This is a genomic window from Colwellia demingiae, assembly GCF_007954275.1.
GTDB lineage: Bacteria > Pseudomonadota > Gammaproteobacteria > Enterobacterales > Alteromonadaceae > Colwellia > Colwellia demingiae.
Genome location: NZ_VOLT01000002.1, coordinates 344,292 through 361,732 on the forward strand (window position 1 = coordinate 344,292; position 17,441 = coordinate 361,732).

General features: G+C 38.3%; 13 protein-coding genes. 4 read left to right on the plus strand and 9 right to left on the minus strand.

Annotated elements, in window-relative coordinates:
- Positions 1 to 257 precede the first annotated feature (257 nt).
- Positions 258 to 3,065 carry a bifunctional aconitate hydratase 2/2-methylisocitrate dehydratase gene (locus ESZ36_RS04295; RefSeq protein ID WP_146784009.1) on the plus strand — a complete coding sequence of 936 codons (2,808 nt, stop codon included), beginning with the start codon at positions 258 to 260 and terminating at the stop codon, positions 3,063 to 3,065.
- A gap of 186 nt (positions 3,066 to 3,251) precedes the next feature.
- Here ESZ36_RS04295 and ESZ36_RS04300 read toward each other — a convergent pair whose 3' ends face one another.
- The 8 genes from ESZ36_RS04300 to ampD all read right to left on the minus strand — a co-directional run bounded on the left by ESZ36_RS04300 (position 3,252) and on the right by ampD (position 13,712).
- Complete coding sequence (locus ESZ36_RS04300) at positions 3,252 to 3,629, minus strand: hypothetical protein (RefSeq protein WP_146784012.1); 378 nt, start codon at positions 3,627 to 3,629, stop codon at positions 3,252 to 3,254.
- 88 nt (positions 3,630 to 3,717) lie between these two features.
- Positions 3,718 to 4,767 carry an energy transducer TonB gene (locus ESZ36_RS04305; RefSeq protein ID WP_146784014.1) on the minus strand — a complete coding sequence of 350 codons (1,050 nt, stop codon included), beginning with the start codon at positions 4,765 to 4,767 and terminating at the stop codon, positions 3,718 to 3,720.
- 153 nt (positions 4,768 to 4,920) lie between these two features.
- A complete protein-coding gene (gene lpdA, locus ESZ36_RS04310; protein ID WP_011045524.1) occupies positions 4,921 to 6,354 on the minus strand; it encodes a dihydrolipoyl dehydrogenase in 1,434 nt (477 codons plus the stop codon).
- A 162-nt stretch (positions 6,355 to 6,516) separates the two neighbouring features.
- Positions 6,517 to 8,175 (minus strand): dihydrolipoyllysine-residue acetyltransferase, encoded by a 1,659-nt coding sequence (gene aceF, locus ESZ36_RS04315; protein WP_211357758.1) that lies wholly within the window; start codon positions 8,173 to 8,175, stop codon positions 6,517 to 6,519.
- A 25-nt stretch (positions 8,176 to 8,200) separates the two neighbouring features.
- Entirely contained in the window at positions 8,201 to 10,882 is a 2,682-nt protein-coding gene (aceE, locus tag ESZ36_RS04320) for a pyruvate dehydrogenase (acetyl-transferring), homodimeric type (RefSeq protein WP_146784020.1), read from the minus strand.
- Positions 10,883 to 11,153: 271 nt separating this feature from the next.
- Positions 11,154 to 11,945, minus strand: coding sequence for a pyruvate dehydrogenase complex transcriptional repressor PdhR (gene pdhR / locus ESZ36_RS04330; RefSeq protein WP_146784023.1), 792 nt, complete (start codon positions 11,943 to 11,945; stop codon positions 11,154 to 11,156).
- 260 nt (positions 11,946 to 12,205) lie between these two features.
- Complete coding sequence (ampE, locus tag ESZ36_RS04335; protein ID WP_146784026.1) at positions 12,206 to 13,141, minus strand: beta-lactamase regulator AmpE; 936 nt, start codon at positions 13,139 to 13,141, stop codon at positions 12,206 to 12,208.
- A 1-nt stretch (position 13,142) separates the two neighbouring features.
- On the minus strand, positions 13,143 to 13,712 hold the full coding sequence (ampD, locus tag ESZ36_RS04340; RefSeq protein ID WP_146784029.1) for a 1,6-anhydro-N-acetylmuramyl-L-alanine amidase AmpD: 570 nt from the start codon (positions 13,710 to 13,712) through the stop codon (positions 13,143 to 13,145).
- 109 nt (positions 13,713 to 13,821) lie between these two features.
- Here ampD and ESZ36_RS04345 point away from each other — a divergent pair, with 109 nt between their 5' ends.
- Both ESZ36_RS04345 and nadC read left to right on the plus strand, forming a co-directional pair.
- Positions 13,822 to 14,343, plus strand: coding sequence for a retropepsin-like aspartic protease family protein (locus ESZ36_RS04345; protein WP_146784032.1), 522 nt, complete (start codon positions 13,822 to 13,824; stop codon positions 14,341 to 14,343).
- 13 nt (positions 14,344 to 14,356) lie between these two features.
- Positions 14,357 to 15,253, plus strand: a complete 897-nt coding sequence (gene nadC / locus ESZ36_RS04350; RefSeq protein WP_146784035.1) for a carboxylating nicotinate-nucleotide diphosphorylase — start codon at positions 14,357 to 14,359, stop codon at positions 15,251 to 15,253.
- A 93-nt stretch (positions 15,254 to 15,346) separates the two neighbouring features.
- On the opposite strand, the gene ESZ36_RS04355 is transcribed toward nadC, so the two are convergent.
- On the minus strand, positions 15,347 to 16,624 hold the full coding sequence (locus ESZ36_RS04355) for a DUF3667 domain-containing protein (protein WP_146784038.1): 1,278 nt from the start codon (positions 16,622 to 16,624) through the stop codon (positions 15,347 to 15,349).
- A 245-nt stretch (positions 16,625 to 16,869) separates the two neighbouring features.
- Here ESZ36_RS04355 and ESZ36_RS04360 point away from each other — a divergent pair, with 245 nt between their 5' ends.
- Complete coding sequence (locus ESZ36_RS04360; protein WP_146784040.1) at positions 16,870 to 17,418, plus strand: YkvA family protein; 549 nt, start codon at positions 16,870 to 16,872, stop codon at positions 17,416 to 17,418.
- Positions 17,419 to 17,441: the final 23 nt, after the last annotated feature.

Below are 17,441 nucleotides of genomic sequence, written 5' to 3' on the forward strand. Positions count from 1 at the left end.
TATTTTAGTCGCAAAATTGCATGGGTATAGGAGGCTTTAGAACTAAACATCACCTTGAAAAGAGTATTTCCAGTGTAGCCAACAATCCAATATAAGTCACATAACTATATTTTCTAGTTGTCATTATTGTTATGAATAGTGCTTATTTAAGCAAATGATTAGTAGTTAGCAGAAAATCAGGTAAAATAGTCGCAAAAATTTGTCCTTGCTAATAATGTCAATATTATTAGCCATATTATAGCTAGAGAGAGTATCAGATGAGCTTATATTCAGAGTACATTAAAGAAATAGAAAGTCGTAAAACCGATCTAGGATTGGCACCTTTGCCAATTGATTCTGCCGATTTATTATCTGAGATTATCGCTCAGATTAAAGACTCAGGTAATGCGCATCGCGAAGAGTCTCTTAACTTTTTAATTTATAACACCTTACCAGGTACAACAAGTGCTGCAGGTGTTAAAGCTGCATTTTTAAAAGAGATTATTCTTGCTGAATCAGTAGTAGCTGAAATCACCCCTGCATTTGCTTTTGAATTGTTATCTCACATGAAAGGTGGTCCTTCAATTGAAGTGTTACTCGACCTTGCATTAGGTGATGACGCTGCATTAGCTGCTCAAGCCTCAGACGTATTAAAAACTCAAGTATTCCTATATGACGCTGATACTTCTCGCCTTGAAGCTGCATTTAAAGCAGGCAACACTGTTGCTAAAGATATTCTTGAAAGCTACGCCCAAGCAGAGTTTTTTACTAAGCTTCCTGAAGTAGCAGAAAAAGTTGAAGTAGTGACTTATATTGCCGGTGAAGGTGATATCTCAACTGATTTACTTTCTCCGGGTCATCAAGCCCATTCTCGTGCTGACCGTGAATTACATGGCCAATGCATGAGCACACCAGAAGCCCAAGCAGAAATACTAGCATTACAAGTTAAGCATCCTAATGCGAAAGTGATGTTAATTGCTGAAAAAGGCACTATGGGTGTTGGTTCTTCTCGTATGTCGGGTGTTAACAACGTTGCACTATTGGCAGGTAAACAAGCAAGCCCATACGTACCGTTTATTAACATTGCACCGGTAGTTGCTGGTACTAATGGTATTTCTCCAATCTTCTTAACAACCGTTGATGTAACTGGCGGTATTGGTCTTGACCTTAAAAACTGGGTTAAGAAAGTAGATGCAAGTGGCAACGCAGTTGTTGATGAAAATGGTGATGCAGTTTTAGAAGAAGCTTACTCAGTAGCAACTGGCACTGTGTTAACTATTGATACCAAAGCGAAGAAATTATACAACGGTGACAAAGAGCTTGCGGATATCTCTTCAGCCTTTACACCACAGAAAGTAGAATTCATGAAAGCAGGTGGTTCTTACGCGGTAACATTTGGTAAGAAATTACAAACGTTCGCTGCTGAAACACTTGGCGTAGCAACAACACCTGTATATGCAACTTCAAAAGAAATTTCACATGAAGGTCAAGGTTTAACGGCCGTTGAGAAAATCTTTAATAACAACGCTGTTGGTGTAACGTCTGAAACACCATTACATGCAGGCTCAGATGTTCGCGTTAAAGTGAACATTGTTGGCTCTCAAGACACGACAGGTCCTATGACATGTCAAGAACTTGAAGCGATGGCAGCATCTACTATTTCTCCACTAGTAGACGCTGCATACCAATCAGGTTGTCATACAGCGTCAGTTTGGGATAGCAAAGCTAAAGCTAACATTCCTAAGCTTATGGCATTCATGAATAAGTTCGGTCTTATTACTGCACGTGACCCGAAAGGCGTTTACCATGCAATGACTGATGTTATTCATAAAGTACTAAACGATATCACAGTAGACGATCGCGCAATCATCATTGGTGGTGACTCGCATACTCGTATGTCTAAAGGTGTAGCCTTTGGTGCTGACTCGGGTACAGTAGCAATCGCGCTAGCCACAGGTGAATCGGCCATGCCAATTCCTGAGTCTGTAAAAGTTACTTTTAAAGGTAACATGCAAGGCCACATGGATTTCCGTGATGTAGTTCACGCAACTCAAGCCCAAATGCTTAAACAATTTGGTGGTGAGAACGTATTCCAAGGCCGTATCATTGAAGTGCATATTGGTACTTTATTAGCTGACCAAGCATTCACATTTACTGATTGGTCTGCAGAAATGAAGGCTAAAGCGTCTATCTGTATTTCTGAAGATGAAACGTTAATTAAATCACTTGAGCTTGCTAAGAGCCGTATCCAAATCATGATCAACAAGGGTATGGAAAACGAAGCGAAAACACTTAACGGTTTAATCGCATTAGCTGATCAACGTATCAATGACATTAACACAGGTACTAATCCAGCATTAGCACCAGATGATAATGCTACATACTACGCAGAAGTAGTGATTGACTTAGATATTATCGACCAGCCAATGATTGCTGATCCAGATGTAAACAACGAAGACGCCTCTAAACGTTATACGCATGACGTTATTCGCCCTGTTTCATTCTACGCTGATAAATCAGTTGATTTAGGTTTTGTTGGTTCTTGTATGGTTCACAAAGGCGATATGCAAATCATCGCTCAAATGTTCCGTAATATGGAAGCACAAGGTAACAAGATAGAATTTAAAGCACCATTAGTTGTTGCGCCACCAACTTACAACATTGTTGATGAGCTTAAAGCTGAAGGCGATTGGGATATTTTACAGAAGTATTCAGGTTTTGAATTTGATGATGCTGTGCCTAAAAACGCTGCCCGTACTAAGTATGAAAACATCATGTACTTAGAACGCCCAGGCTGTAACTTATGTATGGGTAACCAAGAGAAAGCTGAACCAGGTGACACGGTTATTGCAACATCAACGCGTTTATTCCAAGGTCGTGTTGTAGCAGATACTCCTGAGAAGAAAGGTGAATCACTACTTGGCTCTACACCGTTAGTGGTACTTTCAACTATGCTTGGTCGTTTCCCTTCAATCGAAGAGTACAAGTCAGCAGTAGAAGGTATCGATTTAACTCGATTCGCTCCTCCTACGCATGAGATGACTACTAAGTACACTGCTCAAGCAGTACCGGTTAAAGTGGTATAATAGATAATTAGTGGGTAGAACTTCTACTTTACTATCTAAATAAAAATGCGGATTACTTAACTTAATTAAGTCAAGTAATCCGCATTTTTTTTATCCTTTAATTTATGCTTTGCTATTCACTATATAAATTTACTAAAGTGCCATTTGATTCAAGTAAATAATCACTTCACAAAGTCGCTTTTCGTATTACCCTTTTATTGGACACTCAAGTTTAGCCGTTAAGTTTGGCATAATTAAATTAGGTGACGCACGGGGGAAATCGAAGCTTTCAACACCTTTGATTAACTCCAATTTATAACCATAAGATCCACAGATTAGGTAACTTCTACGCAATAAAAATGCAGATAAACGCTCAAAGTTAACTTTATTATTAGAAATAACTTCTAACTGATAATGGCTGTCATCAAATTGAGTTCTTTTGAATTGTAGTTTGTGATCAAAGTCCCATTCTGACTGGGCTTTACCTAGAACGACTTGACTAGGTCCTGCACAAGCAGCTAATAATGAAACACATAACAAGAAAGTAATATAGTGAAGTACTGGTTTTAGGGTGAAATTTAACATAGTTATTATCCTTTTAACTGTTGTCTTATTAGTCTATCAAATAGCAAATGATGACAGCAATAGTGCTGAATCAGTTACTTAAGAGAAATTAAGTACCGATAGGGTGCTCAATCAGATTAAAGCTCGTTTTTGGCTCACCATAAACATAAATACTGCAATTTTTCCAACTAGTAGGAATTGTCCAAGTATTATCATTTTCTACCGTATAAACATGGCGCTTATTAGCACAACGAACATCTAAAGTATGTAAAGACCCTTCAATGTTGGTTAACGAAAACTTATTTCTTACTAAGTCTGCATACCAGTAATCTCTATCGATAGCAGCCTTAATCATAATATCTTTGTCGCTACTGATTACTGAATCAATATCTGCCATAACCTTTTCAAGTTTTGCCAAATACGGCTTTGCCTCTTCAAGTTTAATAAGCTTTTTATAGGTATTAAATGTGCTTTGAAATTTATTTGACGTCGCCTCTAAGTAAAATTGTTGATACAGCACTGAAAATTTTAACTTCTCACTTTTTACTCCGCTATCAAGGGTCACTCGATCAAGGTGATATAACTGTAAGGTATCATTACCTATTTCTCTTGCATAATTTGCCGCAAGAATGTGCATGTAGTTATTTTCACTCAGGTGCATTGTTTTTCGTGCGTTCATCTTAGCTAATTGATGTTCTACTTCCTGGTAATCTTTATCTTTCAAAGCTTGGGTAGCTATTTCATATTTTTTCTTAAATCTTCGAGACACTCCTTTAGTTCCAACGTTCTTGCCCATACGAAAATTCATTTGTACTGTATTAACACATTGCTGTATTGGCTTACCATTTTCAAATGCTGGTTGATACTTCCATTTAGTCACGGCTTTTAGCGTTGCCTTATTAAAATCTTCGCTACCTGAAGATTCTTTAACTAATGCATCTGAAACGTTGCCCTTTTCATCGATAACAAAACTAATAACTGTCCACCCTTCACGGCTTTCCCGAGCCGCGTCAATAGGGTATTTAGGTTGAATACGTTCAATCGGCTCAGGAGTGATAATCGTTGATAGGTGCTGAGAAATTTCGTTGGCAGCAACTTGGCCGTAAGTGCTAGCTGCTAGAAGAGCAACTACACCGATATAGAATATTTTATGACTCATAATGAAATCCTTTTTTTTAGAGTTACCTAAGGTTAACAGAATGTTAATTACCAATCTACAGACATAAAAAAACCAACTATAAATAACTAAAATTAGTCACTATAATTGGTTTTATTAAATAATATTTAATTCGCTAAGCGAAAGTAAACGTTATTATTTTTTCTTTTTAACTGCTTTAGCATTTGGTAAATCAGTGATTGAACCTTCAAAGATTTCTGCTGCTAAGCCAATTGATTCATTTAACGTTGGGTGAGCATGAATGGTTAAACCAATATCTTCTGCATCAGCACCCATTTCAACAGCTAAACAAATTTCGCCTAACATTTCGCCAGCATTGATACCCACGATAGCGCCACCAAGTATACGACCTGTTTCTTTTTCGAAGATTAACTTAGTTTTACCTTCAGTACGTGCAGAAGCGATAGCACGGCCAGATGCAGCCCAAGGGAAGTTAGCGATTTCAATGTTTAAACCTTGCTCTTTCGCTTCAGACTCAGTTACACCAACCCAAGCCATTTCTGGATCAGTATAGGCGATTGAAGGGATACAACGAGGTTCGAAAGTATGCTTCTTGCCAGAAATTACTTCTGCTGCACAATGTGCTTCATGAACGGCTTTATGCGCAAGCATAGGTTGACCAACAACATCACCAATCGCGAAGATGTGAGGTACGTTAGTACGAAGTTCATTAGTTACATTGATGAAACCACGTTCATCAACATTTACGCCCGCTTTATCAGCAGCAACTAAGTGACCATTTGGCTTACGACCAACAGCAACTAAAATTTTGTCATAACGTACTTGTTCTTTTGGAGCTTTTTTGCCTTCAAAAGTAACGTATAAACCGTCATCTTTTGCTTCAACAGCAACAACTTTAGTAGACAACATGATGTTGAATTTTTTCTTGTTGTAGTTGTTATAAACTCTAACGATATCTTTATCAGCTGCTGGAACTAATTGGTCTGCAAACTCAACAACAGATACATTAGAACCTAAAGCAGAGTATACAGTACCCATTTCTAGGCCAATGATACCGCCACCAAGTACTAATAACTCTTCTGGAACGTCTTTAAGCTCTAGTGCGCCAGTTGAATCGATAACACGTGGGTCATCGTTCGGGATAAATGGTAAGTCAATTACTGAAGAACCCGCTGCAATAATTGCGTTATCAAAAGTAATAGTCGTTTTTTCGCCGTCATTACCTTCAACTTCGATAGTTTTATCAGAAGTGAATTTACCGTAACCGTAAACTGTAGCTACTTTACGGGCTTTAGACATACTGCCTAAACCACCAGTAAGTTGAGCAATTACGCTTTCTTTCCAGCCACGAATTTTATCTAAATCAATTTCAGGCTTACCGAAAGTAACACCGTGAGAAGCCATTGCAGCTGCATCATCAATAACTTTAGCAACGTGAAGTAATGCTTTTGATGGGATACAACCAACGTTTAAACAAACGCCACCTAATGTTTCACGGCTTTCAACTAATACTACGTCTAAACCTAAATCTGCTGCACGAAATGCCGCTGAATAACCACCAGGGCCTGCACCTAATACTACTACTTGAGTTTTGATATTGTTACTCATGCTTATCCTCATTGAATATGTAAGCTGATATAGGGTTTCTGTATCAGCTTTTATTTATAATAATTTCTTGTGGCGAAATTCTACGCCTATGCGTTGAATTTCGCCAATATTAATTAACCACTGCCGACTAAAGTCTGAGTGTCTAACGTTTGAACGTACAGATTAAAGTACTAACTTACGAATGTCAGACATAACGCCCGCTAAATGCACAGTGAAACGTGCAGCTAATGCACCATCAATAACACGATGATCGTAAGACATTGATAGTGGCAACATTAATTTAGGTTCAAAATCCTTACCATTCCACTTAGGTTTCATTTCTGATTTAGAAACACCTAAAATAGCCACTTCTGGTGCATTAACGATTGGCGTAAATGCCGTGCCGCCAATACCACCTAGGCTAGAGATAGTAAAACAACCACCTTGCATATCTTGCGCTTTTAGTTTGCCATCACGTGCTTTAATACTAATTTCTAATAATTCACGAGATAACTGATGAATACCTTTTTGATCAACATCACGAACTACCGGTACAACCAAACCATTTGGCGTATCAACCGCAACACCGATGTGAATGTACTTTTTAAGAATTAAGCTTTCACCATCTTCACTTAGGCTTGAGTTAAACGTTGGGAAAGTGCGTAATGCATCTGCCGCCGCCTTCAAAATGAAAACTAATGGTGTAATTTTAAAACCAAGCTTTTGTTTTTCACAAACAACGTTCTGTTCTTTACGGAACGCTTCAACGTTAGTGATATCAGCTTCATCGAATTGAGTAACATGTGGAATAGTTACCCAGTTACGATGTAAAAATGGTCCAGAAATTTTCTGAATACGTGTTAATGCTTTCGTTTCAATTTCGCCAAACTTAGAGAAATCAATCGCTTTAGCACTAACAACTTGTAAACCACCTTCACCCGCAGCAACTGAACTACCTGCATTCGCTTTTGGACGAGATAACTCATATTTAACATATGATTGCACATCTTCTTTTAAGATTCGGCCTTTACGACCAGTGCCTTTCACTAAGGTTAAATCAACACCAAATTCACGTGCAAGACGACGAATTGAAGGTGAGGTGTAAATAGTACCTTTATTTACATTACCCGCTTGTGGGTGATGTGGAACAGGTGCACTTTTCTGTGGTGCAGCTACCGCCGCTGGAGCAGAAACAGGAGCAGCTGCTACTGGTGCTGCTTGAACTGCAGGTGCTGCTGCAACAGGTGCTACGCCGCCAGAAGTTTCAAGTTTTATAACAAGTGAACCTTGCTTAACTTTGTCACCGTTGTTAATAAAGACTTCTTTCACTGTACCGGCGTGGGTTGATGGAACATCCATCGTTGCTTTATCTGTTTCGAGTGTGATTAAACCATCTTCTTCTTCAATCACATCACCAACGCTAACTAATACTTCAATAACGTCAACTTCGCCGTCTTCGCCAATATCAGGTACTGCGATTTCAATCACTTGCGATGCAGTAGCAACAGCAGCGACTACTGGAGCAGCTTCAACTGCAGCAACTGGTGCTGCAGGCGCTTCAACTACGGCTGCAGTAGGCGCTTCTTCAGCTGGAGCAGATACTGCACCAGCCGCCTTCATTTCAGCAATAATATCGCCTTCTTTAATTTTGTCGCCAACTTTTACGTTTAAGCTAACAAGCTCACCCGCAAATGGAGCAGGAATATCCATTGAAGCTTTATCAGTTTCAACAGTAACAATACCTTCATCTGCTTCTAAGGTATCGCCAACAGCAAAACAAATTTCAATAATTTCAACTTCATCGCCACCCACATCAGGGACTAGAACTTTTTCTATAGACATAATATTTTCCTTATCTAGCCGCTAATTAAGCGTAAAGTGGGTTAAGTTTTTCAGTATCAATATCAAAACGTTTAATTGCTTCAGTTACTACTGAACGTTTGATTTCACCACGGTTTGATAATTCAAATAATGCCGCAACAACTACATAAGCTGCACTTACTTCGAAGTGTGTACGTAAGTTTGCACGACTATCACTACGACCAAAACCATCAGTACCTAAACAACGGTATTCAGTATCAATGTACGCACGTACTTGATCAGAGTAGTTTTTGATGTAATCCGTTGCAGCAATTGCTGGGCCGGCTGCTTTAGTAATGATTTGTGCAATGTAAGGTACACGCTGTTCACTTTCTGGGTGAAGCATGTTCCAACGTGTTACATCTTGACCATCACGGCCTAGTTCATTGAATGAAGTTACTGAGTAAACATCACTAGAAACATTGTAATCATTCGCTAGAATTTGTGCCGCTTCACGTACTTTCTCTAAAATAGTACCTGAACCTAATAACTGAACATTAGCAGTCGCTTTACCTTTAGCAGGTGCGGCTTGTTCAAGTTGGTAAATACCTTTAATGATTTCTTCTTCAACCGTTTTACTTTCCGGCATTGCTGGATGTTGATAGTTTTCATTCATTAACGTTAAGTAGAAGAAAACATTTTCATTTTCTTCGTACATGCGACGTAAACCTTCACGCACGATAACTGCAATTTCATAACCGTAAGTTGGATCATAAGTCACACAGTTAGGAATTAAACCTGCCTGTACATGAGAATGACCATCTTGATGTTGCAGACCTTCACCGTTAAGCGTTGTTCTACCTGCAGTAGCACCTAATAAGAAACCACGTGCTTGGCTATCGCCAGCTGCCCATGCTAAATCACCAACACGTTGGAAACCAAACATTGAGTAATAAATATAGAATGGAATCGTTACTGCATTACACGTTGAATAAGACGTACCGGCAGCAACCCAAGAGGCCATAGCGCCTAATTCGTTAATGCCTTCTTGTAAAACTTGGCCTTGTTTATCTTCACGATAATAAGCAACTTGGTCAGCATCTTGTGGAATATACTTTTGACCTTCGCTAGCATAAATACCTACTTGGCGGAATAAACCTTCCATACCAAAGGTACGTGCTTCATCTGGAATAATTGGTACGATGCGCTTACCAATTTTTTTATCTTTTAATAAGCTGTTCAGTACACGAACAAATGTCATTGTTGATGATACTTGACGCTCACCTGAACCTTTTAAAATCGGTTCAAATATTTTAAGTGCTGGAATTTCAAGTTGCTCTTCTGCTTGCTTACGACGTGCAGGTAATGAACCACCTAATGCTTCACGGCGGGCTTTCATGTACTTGAATTCTTCGCTATCTTCAGGGAATTTGTAGAAAGGTAAATCAGCAATATCATCATCACTTACTGGGATATTGAAACGATCACGGTAATGTTTAATTGCCTCAACGTCCATTTTCTTAACGTTATGTGCAATGTTTAATGCTTCGCCTGAAGCGCCTAAACCGAAACCTTTAACTGTTTTAGCTAAGATTACTGTTGGACGACCTTTAGTGTTTTTCGCTTTTTCATAAGCCGCATAAACTTTAACTGGATCATGACCACCACGGTTTAAACGCCAGATATCTTCATCTGACATGTTAGCAACCATAGCTTTAGTTTCAGGGTACTTGTTAAAGAAGTTTTCGCGCGTGTACTTACCACCTTTCGCTTTACAGTTTTGGTATTCGCCATCAACTGTTTCGTTCATTAACTGTAGTAATTTACCTGACGTATCACGTGCAATAAGAGAATCCCAATAAGAACCCCAAATAACTTTCACTACTTCCCAGCCTGCGCCACGGAATGTACCTTCAAGCTCCTGGATGATTTTACCGTTACCACGTACCGGGCCATCTAAACGTTGTAAGTTACAGTTAACAATGAACGTTAAGTTATCTAAACCTTCACGTGAAGCTAAACCGATTGCACCTAATGATTCTGGCTCATCTGTTTCACCATCACCTAGGAAACAGTAAACACGTTGGCCTGAACAATCTTTAATGCCACGGTCAGTTAAGTATTTTAAGAAACGTGCAGTATAGATAGCTTGTAATGGACCTAAGCCCATAGAAACTGTTGGGAACTGCCAAAAATCTTTCATCAAATGAGGATGCGGGTATGAAGATAAACCTTTACCATCACACTCTTGACGGAAGTTATTCATTTGCTCTTCAGTTAAACGACCTTCCATAAAAGCACGAGAATAAATACCTGGAGAGATATGACCTTGAGCAAAAATGAAATCGCCACCGTCAGCTTCCGATGCAGCTTTAAAGAAGTGGTTAAAACCCACATCATATAAAGTAGATGAAGAGGCGAAACTACCAATGTGTCCACCAAGCTCTAAATCTTTTTTAGAGGCACGTAATACTAAAACTAAAGCGTTCCAACGAATTGCAGAACGAATTCGTGATTCAATAGTCTGATCCGCAGGCATGTTTGGTTCTTGACCTGGTGGGATAGTATTTACATAAGCAGTAGTTGCATCAAATGGTAAATGAGTACCACCACGACGAGCTCGTTCAATTAACGTTTCTAATAATTGATGTGCGCGCTCTGGGCCTTCATTTTCTAATACTGACTCCATTGATTCTAACCACTCTTGGGTTTCTGCTGAATCAATATCGATATTTGGTAGATCTGACATATTGTTTAGTCTCCAATACTTTTTTATTTAATAAAAAGTTTTAATTAAATGTTTAAAATTAAATTCTCTAACTATTCGTTATTTCACTTCATTAATTCTTTCTTCTAACTCTGTGCGCTGTGCGCATAATTCTTCTACATTCTGCGCATTGAACGTTCCATGCGACTGTTTTCTTGTGTACATTTCTTTAAAGAGTAATAAAACTTCTTCGATAAACGCTAAGTGTCTATGGCTTGCTCCCCAAGCATTTTGAGGTTCGCCACTGACTTATCTACATTCTGCGCATTGAACGTTCCATGCGACTATTTTCTTGTGTCGATTTTAATAATACTTCTTCGATAAACGCTAAGTGTCTATGGCTTGCTCCCCAAGCTTTTTGGGGTTGGCCACTGAGAATGGCATTAAGCAAGCGCTTTCTATAATCGGTAATCTTGCTAAAGATATCAGGACGCTTTGCTAATACTGTTAAATTTTGTGCAATATTATCTGCTAATAATGACGACATGCTGCGAGCAAGCTGTAAAATAACCGCATTATGTGACGCTGCACAGATGGCTAAATGAAACTCAACAACCGCTTCAGCTTCCCCTCGAAAGTCATCTTCTAATTGGCTGTTACCAATTTCATTATGCTTTGCTTGAATTTGTTCAAAGTCCGCTGGTGTACCTCGCATAGCTGCATAGTAAGACGCCATACCTTCGATACCATGGCGAAACTCTAATAAATCAAATTGTGATTCATTATTATTGGACATTAATTCAAAAAAGGGATCAGAAAAACCACTGAGTAAATTGTTACAAACAAAAGTGCCTCCACCTTGTTTACGTGTCACCAAACCTTTGGCTTCTAACTTCTGTATCGCTTCACGTAATGATGGTCTTGAAACTTCAAATTGCAGTGCCAGTTCTCGCTCAGGTAATAATTTTTCACCTGGCTGCAAACTGCCTTCAATTATCATCCCTTCAAGCTGGGCTAAAATAATATCAGCTAATTTCTGTGGCTTTACTCGCCCAGTGTTTTTGGCTGTTAGAATTGATTTATTTGTCGTTACGTTTGTATTCATAAAAGTAAATTAAATAATTATTTCAATGATAATAAAAAGACAATAAGGCTTAAAATCACTCGCCAAACACATGGTAAATTGGTAAGACCAATCATTTTCTGGGTAATAAAGTAGCAAATTTAGCTACTTTTGACAAGTAAATTTAGTTGATGGATAGTATTTATGCAAGTTTTTTATGCGCTAAAACAAATTATTTTAACTATTTTAGCGCATTAATAGAGAGGAAAACGATTGGTCTGACCAATCGTTTTTAACTAGATTTAATTAAGTAAGCCACTAAGTGTCAAGATTGAAATAACGGCAAGTACAAGTAGAACATTGCGTTTTGCCAGTCTAACAAGTAAACAAGGCTCTGCTGTGCAATCGTTTTCGTTTACCAAAAGGTCTTCCGATTTTTCTGCAACATCAATTAAAACTTGATGGGTTGCTTTTTGACTATCAAACAAACTTTCTAGCCAAACAGGCATAGCTTTGGAGAAGTGGCCAACAAACATATAACCAAAAGAAGCTATACGCACAGGTAACCAGTCTAACCAAAAAAGAACATCATGATGGTTTTGGCAGCCATTCATAATATTTGGAGCAACATTCCCTTCATGAGCAGTTTCATGCTGCTCTTCAGTTTCAATGTCGCTTTTATCTACTGAACTGACTTCTGCTTGAGCTTCATTTTCAGCGGCACTAGCCATACATTTTGCTTTTTTATGTTCAATGACTGTAGTTAACAAGCGATAAAATACCGCGCCAGCAGCACCAAAAACGGTGAAGAACAGCATAATAGCAATGTAATAACGGTAGTTTAACCAAATAAGTGCTTGGCCAAAGCCCATCTCCGGCAAGTTTTTGTCTGATAATAATTGCTCGTGATGCATTTCGGTCGTCGTTTCTTCGCCACGAAAAGCAGAGTGTAAATAACTCTTGTAGCTCTTTCTAGTGGTTGTGCAACCAAAACAAACGATAAGTATCACGGTAGAAAGCAGTAATTGAAGTACAGAGTTGTCAATAATCTCTAGTAACAGGTATGTCGCAATAACAGGCAAGAGAATAAACACAGCACTAGCAGTAGTGCCGTGCTTAGCGGTAAAGTTTTTGCCAAAGAAATCTAGGTAATGTTGGTAATAAAAATTAAATTGCCATACTTTTGCAGATAAAGATCGATCGGCTGCTAATGCAATTAATAAACTTAATAAACTCATGTTAGGTGTTGTTCCTTGTCGCTTGTTCAGTCAAACACTGACGAAAGTATTGCCAGTCAAATACCGACCCGGGATCGGTTTTTCTAACCGGGGCAATATCACAATGACCAACAACATTGTCCATAATAATAGCAGGAAATTGGTCTTGCAAACAAAGTGTTAAAGAGATTAATTGCTGATATTGTTTTGCTGTATAACAGATATCATCTGTGCCTTCCAATTCAATGCCAATGGAGTAATCATTACAACGATCTCTTTTCTTAAATGATGAGACCCCTGCATGCCAAGCTTTGTCAGTAAAAGCAACATACTGAATCACACGACCATCACGCCGAATGAGACAGTGTGCTGAAACTTCAACGCCTCTTAAGTCATTAAAACTAACATGGGCGTTACAATCTAGTTGGCCAAGAAATAAATCACTAATGTAATTACCGCCAAATTTCCCAGCAGGCAATGAGATATTATGAACAACAAGTAAACTAATTTCTTCATCCAATTCACGGGGTGAAAAAAACGGTGACGGCAGGTGTTCCGCCTGAGCTAACCAGCCAGAGGAAATTGAAAGCATGTGTTTCTCATTTTTATAGTGATTAATGCGTTTGGTCGTAAGGTTACACTTTGTACTTTATTACTTGCTAACATACAATATCGATACCCTTAATCAAAGGTTGCTTAGTATGGCTGAAGTTGACCCAACAAACAAAATAGCAAAGATATTCGTTTGGCTAGCCTGGATAATTGGCTTAGCACTATTAATGTTCGTATTTCAGGATGTTCTAGACGAGCAATTCAACCCGAATAGCCGCCCGGAAATGCGCTTAACGGAGAATGGCCAAGCAGAGGTGATTTTAGATCAAAATAGGCAAGGTCATTATGTTGCCCGTGGCACAATAAATGAGACTCCTGTTACCTTTTTACTCGATACTGGTGCAACTCAAGTATCCATACCCGCGCATATTGCTGAGCAGTTAGGTCTAGTCGCACAAGGGAATTATCGAGTACAAACTGCAAATGGCAGTATTACCGTTTATAAAACTGAAATTGCCCAATTGAGCTTAGGTAATATTTTCTTGTATAATGTCGCCGCTCACATTAATCCGGCAATGAAAGCAGATGAAATACTTTTAGGCATGAGCGCACTAAAACAAGTAGACTTTTATCAAACGGGTAAACAATTAATCTTACGGGACCCCCTGTAATAGGAAGAAAGCAATGCTTAGTTCACAATTAGAAAAATTACAGCAAGATATTAGCAAAACAATCTCTTGGGCCCTTTGTGAAGATTTAGGTGCCGTTGATAATGTTATGCCTCAAGCGAGCCAAGATATTACCGCGATGTTAATTCCCGAAAATGAGCAAGCAGTTGCCACTGTAATTACCCGTGAAGATTGTATCGTTTGTGGTGTAGCATGGGTGAATGAAGTATTCAAGCAACTTGATGCTTCCTTAAATAGAAACGCTGAACAGGCGACCAAAATCACTTGGTTCGTTAATGATGGCGAATCTGTTGCCGCTAACAGCACTTTGTTTGAACTTGAGGGTGATGCTCGTACTTTGTTGACGGGTGAGCGTGTCGCCTTAAACTTTTTACAAACATTATCAGGAACAGCCACGTTAACAAGTCATTATGTTAAAGAGTTAGCCGGCAGTGATACTAAACTTCTTGATACCCGTAAAACGTTACCGGGATTACGTAGTGCACAAAAATATGCCGTGTTATGCGGTGGCGGTGTAAACCATAGAATTGGTTTATTCGATGCCTTTTTAATAAAAGAAAACCATATTGCCGCTTGTGGTGGCATTAGCCAAGCAGTTGCTACAGCTAAAGGCAATCACAGTGATAAGACTGTTGAAGTAGAAGTAGAGTCACTCAATGAACTTGAACAAGCGCTTAACGCTGGTGCTGATATTATCATGCTTGATAACTTCACCCCTGAAATGATAGAGCAAGCCGTCAAGGCAACACGCGGTAAAGCAAAACTAGAAGTCTCTGGCAATATGACCATTGAAATTTTGCAGGAATACGCCAAAGCAGGCGTCGATTACATCTCAAGTGGCGCACTAACCAAACATGTTAATGCTATTGATTTATCGATGCGTTTTAAATAAGCACTACTATAAATAAAAAAAGCGGTAAGCATTTTATGCTTACCGCTTTTTTTATGAAAAACTTATCGTATCTTTCAGATACATTAGGTTTAATTAGGTTCCCATTAATCCCCAAACCACAGCGACAAGGGCCGTTACTGCTATCATGATGCTGTATATAGTGCCAATAAAGCTAAATTTTACAAAGGTAAAAAAGTAGCCTTGTTTATATACTTTCTTCTGCATTAAAAATAAATAGATGGGTATCCATAGCAATAAACCGCCTGCAACTATTCCAACAAAATTTGCGATCTCTGGGCTGTTGGTTTCTATATTAGCCTCTAATAAATCGAGTATTTCAGAAAGTAGTAGTGCGATGAAAATAAAACTGTGGCTATGCAAAGCCACCGTTAAATGCTCCATATATAATCGTTTTGAGAAAATAAACATCACTTTCAGTAATACCGCAAAAAGTGGTAGTAAAATAAACATCAACTGAGGAAGCTTACCAATAACTTGCTCAATGAGTGGACCGGTATCTGAGTTAAAAGCTTTTTCAGCTTTTGTAATTAACTCTTTAACAAAGACATTAACTTTTTTATTCTTTTCTTTAGAAAGAAAATCAAGTTGTACCTTTTCGTCGCCACTATCATCTATAGTTAAGTCTTTCTTAGTATTAACGTCCTCATCACCGGTCTTCTCTTTCAATAAACTGGTAATCAATGCGTCAAAACGGGCTTGTTTATCGGTAGGTAAAGGTTCTTTAACTTGCTCAAAATCTAACTCGACAAGTTTTCGAGTCAGTTTTATAATATCTTTGTTATTACCTTGGGTATAGTCACTGTTTAAATCGTTAAGGTAAATGTTAAACCTTGCTAAATCAGCAGTTAACTTATCCGCCTTAGCAATAACTTCAACATTATTTTCTTCTTTATTTTCTAACGTGCTCTTCTCTGTTTTCAGCGTTTCTATATGGCTTTTAACTTCAGTGATCAGACCTTGTTTGCCGTTTATATTAATGACGTTATCATCACCCGCAACAAAGAACTTCAAGGTTATAAAAAAAACAATACTAATAAATAAATATAATCGTAGTGGCGGTACATAATGCACCCTCCTACCAGCAAAATATTCATTCGTTAAAAAAGCGGGTCTTGTTAGTAAGGGAAAAACTGTTCGACTTGCGCGAGAATCAAAACTAAAAATATCATCTAGTAGGTGCATTATAACCACCCAAAAATATTTCAATTTCGACTCGGCTTCTTGTCCACAATTTGCACAAAAAGGTCCACTTAGTGGAACATGGCAATTTTCACAACTTTGATTGTCCTCAATTGGAACAGTTACCACATTATTTGTAGATTCGACTTCGGTTAACTCTGTTGTTTGCATAATGAATAATTATTGAATAGCAATAGACAATAAAAGCATAACACTATGTGAATATAAAGTTACAAAGTAATTAAAAAACTTAAGAAAATAAGATGTCGAGACTGATCTATTCTGCTAAATTGATAATTGAGATAAAAGATCAAATCAATATATTTCAACTAACTCTATTAAGACTGGTCAACTATGCTTAGACATAATCACCAAAAAACAATATTGAAAATAAAGCCAAAAGCAGGAGAATTATAATGGCGTTTGAAGTTAAATTTGAATTAACCGAATCAGACTTAGATCATTTCCGCGATGTTATGCGTAAAGCGCAAGCAGGTGCCAAACAACTTAGCGAGCAAGAAATTTTAGCTAATGCTAAAAAGATTAGTCAAAATATAAAGGATAATGTACCCGAGTTTGTTCGTGAAAGAATTCAAAAGCTAGAAACTTTTGTTGCCATGATTGAAGATGATGAATGGCAGATCCCAAGTGACGAGCGCACCGAAGTATTAAGTGCTTTAGCTTACTTTAGTGATCCTGAAGATTTAGTACCTGATCATATTCCAGTATTAGGCTTTTTAGATGATGCGATTATGATCGAACTTGTTGCTGAAGAATTTAAAGATGATTTTGAAGCCTTTGAAGAGTTTTGCGCATACCGTCAACGTGAAGAAGGTCGAAGCGGAGATGCAACTATTACTCGTGAAGAGTGGTTAGAGTCAAAACGTCACGAATTACATAGTAGAATGAGAAGTCGTCGTTCATCGAGAAGAAGTGGCCGTTCTTCATTTCGTTCTGTTTTTTAAAGTAAACACCGTTAAAACGATTT